Raw genomic sequence first — 3,397 nt, 5'->3', positions numbered from 1 at the left:
ACCTGGTGCTGAACCCGGCCCTGTGGCCCTCCGGTGGCCGCCCGGCCGCGATCCTGACCGGCGATGCTGTGGCGCTGCGGCCGATCGCATCCGGCGCGACGGCGGTGCTGGCAGTGCAGGCGAAGGAGGGCGGCGACGCCCGTGGCGCCGTCCGGCTCGGCCCGGTCGACCGCGCCGCCGGCGAGGCGGCGGTCATCCTGGACGGCATCCCCGAAGCCTGGCGGGACGAGGCGGTGGCGCTGACCGCGCGGATGGCCTTCGAGCAGATCGGGCTGCGCTGCCTGGTGGCGGCCGAGCCAATTCCCGGCTGGATCGCGGCCGACGGGCGTTTCATCCTGGACGACAAGACGTATTGGGAGCGGACATGACGGTGCTGGCGATCCTGCAGGCGCGGATGTCCTCGTCGCGGCTGCCCGGCAAGGTGATGGCCGACCTGTTGGGCGAGCCGATGCTGGCGCGCCAGGTCGAGCGGCTGTGGCGCTGCCGGACGCTGGACCGGCTGGTGCTGGCCACCAGCACCGAGCCCACCGACGATGCGCTGGCGGACCTCGCCGCCCGGATCGGCATCGAGTGCTTCCGCGGCAGCCTGGACGACGTGCTGGACCGGTTCCACGCCGCCGCGTCCGGCAGCGGCGCGGAGCAGATCGTGCGCCTGACCGCCGACTGCCCGCTGGCCGACCCGGCGCTGATCGACCGGCTGGTCGAGATGCATGTCGCCGGCGGCTACGACTATTCCTGCAACACGCTGACCCTGCGCTGGCCCGACGGGCTGGACGCCGAGGTGATGCGCGCCGAGGTGCTGGAGGCGGCGTGGCGCGAGGCGAACCTGCCGTCGGAGCGCGAGCACGTCACCCGCTTCATCTACACCCGGCCGGAGCGGTTCCGCCTGGGCAGCCTGGTCGGCGACACCGACCTGTCGGACCAGCGCTGGACCGTCGACACGCCGGAGGACCTGGCCCTGGTGCGGGCGGTCTATGCCGGGCTGTACCCGGCGAACCCGGCCTTCGGCACCGATGACATCGTGCAGTTCCTGGCGGCGCATCCGGAGATCGCCGCGCTCAACCGCGTCCACCGGCGGAACGAGGGCCTGGAGCGCTCGCTCGCCCAGGACGCCGCCGCCCGACAAGACTTGGCCAAACCGTGAGGACCGAAGTGTCAGAACGCTATGCGGCATCCGAGGCGATGCTCGACCGGGCCCGGCGGACCATCCCGCTGGGCGCCCAGACCTTCAGCAAGAGCATCACGCAGTATCCGCTCGGCGTGTCGCCCTATTTCGCCGCCCGCGGCCAGGGCAGCCGGCTGTGGGATGTCGACGGCAATGAGTATGTCGACTTCATCAACAGCCTGGCCTCGGTGACGCTGGGCTACAACGACCCGGACGTGACCGCCGCGGTGAAGGCGCAGGTCGGCGACGGCACCATCTTCAGCCTGTCGAGCCCGCTGGAGGCCGAGGTGGCGGAGCGGCTGGTGGCGATCGTGCCGTCGGCCGAGATGGTGCGCTTCGGCAAGAACGGGTCGGACGCCACCGCCGGCGCGGTCCGCGTCGCCCGCGCCTATACCGGCCGCGACCATGTGCTGGTCAGCGGCTATCACGGCTGGCAGGACTGGTATATCGGCGCCACCGCCCGCAACCGAGGCGTGCCGGAATCGACCCGGGCCCTGACCCACAGCTTCCCCTACAACGACCTGGCGGCGCTGGACCGGCTGCTGGACGAGCATGCCGGCCAGGTGGCCGCGATCGTCATGGAGCCGATGAACGTCGCCTTCCCGGCCGAGGGATATCTGGAGGGGGTGCGCGAGCGGGCGACGAAGCACGGCGCGGTGCTGGTGTTCGACGAGACCATCACCGGCTTCCGCGTCGCCAATGGCGGGGCGCAGGAGCTGTTCGGCGTCACCCCCGACCTGACCACGCTGGGCAAGGGCGTCGCCAACGGCTATCCGCTGTCGGCGGTGTGCGGCCGGCGCGAGCTGATGATGGAGATGGAGGAGATCTTCTTCTCCTTCACCATGGGCGGCGAGACGCTGTCGCTGGCCGCGGCCCGGGCGACGCTGGACAAGGTGGTGCGCGAGCCGGTGGTCCGCCACATGGCCACGCTGGGCACGGCGCTGCGCGACGGCACCGCGGCGCTGGTCGAGCGGCACCGGCTGGGCGAGGTGCTGTCCCTGTCCGGCCACCCGTCCTGGACCTTCCTGCTGATCAAGGACCAGCCGGACGCCAGCGCCTTCGAGATCAAGACGCTGTGGCTGCAGGAGATCTTCGCTCGCGGGCTGCTGTCGCTGGGCAGCCACAATATGAGCTATGCCCACAGCCAGGCCGATGTCGACCGGGTGCTGACCATCTATGACGAGGTCTTCGCCCTGCTCTCGGCCGCGATCGGCCAGAAGCGGGTCCGCGCCGAACTGCGCTGCGAGCCGCTGGTGCCGCTGTTCAAGGTCCGCTGAGAGCCACTCCAGAATTCCAGCATCGTCATTGCGAGCGCAGCGAAGCAATCCAGGGTCAGTGCGAACCGGCCCCTGGATTGCTTCGTCGGCTTCGCCCGCCTCCTCGCAATGACGGCGAGGACATGGCGGCAAGTCTCCGCGGCAGAGCCCAAAATGAGACCACCCCGCCGGTCCGGAATCGCTCCCGGTCCGACGGGGTGGCTCTTTCGTCGCCCCTGCCGGCGACGACTCAGCCGGGCACGCTAGTTGCCCGTACCGGTGCCGCTGGTGCCGGTGGTGCCGCTGCCGCCCATGGTGCCGGTGGCCGGGGCCGCGGGCTCCTCGGCCTTGCGGCCCTCGAAGGCGGGCAGCGCCTCCAGCTGCTCCTTGGTCATGGCGGTCTTCACGCCCTCATCGGGCCGGGCGCCGATGGTCAGCTTGTCGAGCGGGATCGCCACGGATTTCGAGCCGATGCCGAGGAAGCCCCCGACATCGATGACCACGGCATCGACGGTCTTGCTGCCCTTGTCGACCAGCACATCCGAGGTCTTGCCGATCGAATCGCCATTGGCGTTGGTGACGCTGGCGCCGATCAGGTCGGAGCCGAGCATATGGGATTCGGGAAGCTGCTGTTGCCCCTCCGGCACGGTGTTGCCGCCCGGGGCGGCCGCCGCGGGGGCGCTGGTCGAAGGGGGGGTGGTCGTGGCGGGCGGCTGCTGCGTCGTCGTCTGCGCCAGGGCCGGCAGCGCCAGCAGGGCAACGGCGGACGCCGCCGCCATCAGGGTCTTGCGCATGATCGGTCCTCCTTTCGGCGAGGATCTCATGGAGATACCTAGGCAACAGGAGGGTCCGGGACACGGTTCCCCGAAACGACGAAAGCCCGGCACGGGCCGGGCTTTCGCTGGGTTCGGATGGTTATTCGCCGCTGGAGGGCTCGGTGGCCGGAGCATCCTCCGCCGCCTTCACCTTGCGCGGC

Annotated in this window: 4 protein-coding genes; 3 read left to right on the top strand and 1 reads right to left on the bottom strand. The window is 70.7% G+C overall.

Annotated features, from left to right (window positions below; all coding sequences use genetic code 11):
- From P409_RS39440 to P409_RS29870, 3 genes are all read left to right on the top strand, one after another.
- A partial coding sequence (locus P409_RS39440) for a hypothetical protein (RefSeq protein WP_034846991.1) occupies window positions 1-368 on the top strand: 368 nt, incomplete at its 5' end.
- Window positions 365-1,144, top strand: coding sequence for a cytidylyltransferase domain-containing protein (locus P409_RS29875; protein ID WP_034846989.1), 780 nt, complete (start codon window positions 365-367; stop codon window positions 1,142-1,144). The genes P409_RS39440 and P409_RS29875, both read left to right, overlap by 4 nt.
- A gap of 8 nt (window positions 1,145-1,152) precedes the next feature.
- A complete protein-coding gene (locus P409_RS29870; RefSeq protein WP_034846987.1) occupies window positions 1,153-2,442 on the top strand; it encodes an aminotransferase class III-fold pyridoxal phosphate-dependent enzyme in 1,290 nt (429 codons plus the stop codon).
- Between the two features lie 242 nt (window positions 2,443-2,684).
- Here the strand turns inward: P409_RS29870 and P409_RS29865 are convergent, their stop codons facing one another.
- Window positions 2,685-3,215: a PRC-barrel domain-containing protein gene (locus P409_RS29865; protein WP_052121570.1), complete on the bottom strand. Its 531-nt coding sequence runs from the start codon at window positions 3,213-3,215 to the stop codon at window positions 2,685-2,687.
- Window positions 3,216-3,397: the final 182 nt, after the last annotated feature.

The organism is Inquilinus limosus MP06, assembly GCF_000767795.1.
In the GTDB taxonomy this organism is placed as follows: domain Bacteria; phylum Pseudomonadota; class Alphaproteobacteria; order DSM-16000; family Inquilinaceae; genus Inquilinus; species Inquilinus limosus_E.
This window is presented reverse-complemented; position numbering and strand designations above follow the sequence as displayed.

Excerpts from the sequence above, each read along its gene's own strand:
- P409_RS29875 (WP_034846989.1), top strand. The coding sequence starts at position 365 with ATGACGGTGCTGGCGATCCTGCAGGCGCGGATGTCCTCGTCGCGGCTG.
- P409_RS29865 (WP_052121570.1), bottom strand. The coding sequence starts at position 3,215 with ATGCGCAAGACCCTGATGGCGGCGGCGTCCGCCGTTGCCCTGCTGGCG.